This is a genomic window from Serratia sp. HMSC15F11 (assembly GCF_001808215.1).
GTDB classification, from domain to species: domain Bacteria; phylum Pseudomonadota; class Gammaproteobacteria; order Enterobacterales; family Enterobacteriaceae; genus Serratia; species Serratia nevei.
This window is the reverse complement of record NZ_KV792390.1, coordinates 6,666-7,201: the sequence shown is the minus strand read 5'-3', so window position 1 is coordinate 7,201 and position 536 is coordinate 6,666. Positions and strand designations below refer to the sequence as shown.

1 pseudogene is annotated in these 536 nt (G+C 58.8%); it reads left to right on the top strand.

The features are described from left to right. Positions 1-536: pseudogene (gene cadA, locus HMPREF3138_RS26905) on the top strand (lysine decarboxylase CadA); the annotation flags it as partial.

Here is a 536-nt window from a genome sequence, read left to right as displayed (position 1 = left end):
ACCTCCACCGCCAACAAGATCGTCGGCATGTACTCGGCGCCGGCGGGCAGCACGGTGCTGATTGACCGTAACTGCCACAAGTCGCTGACTCACCTGATGATGATGAGTGACATCACGCCGATCTACTTCCGCCCGACCCGCAACGCCTACGGCATCCTCGGCGGCATTCCGCAGAGCGAGTTCCAGCGCGCCACCATCGCCAAACGCGTGAAGGACACCCCGAACGCCACCTGGCCGGTACACGCGGTGATCACCAACTCCACCTATGACGGCCTGCTGTACAACACCGACTTTATCAAGAACACCCTGGACGTGAAGTCGATCCACTTCGATTCCGCCTGGGTGCCTTACACCAACTTCCACCCGATCTACAAAGGCAAGTGTGGCATGAGCGGCGGCCGCGTGGAGGGCAAGGTGATCTATGAAACCCAGTCCACCCACAAACTGCTGGCGGCCTTCTCGCAGGCTTCGATGATTCACGTGAAGGGTGACATCAACGAAGAAACCTTCAACGAAGCCTACATGATGCACACCAC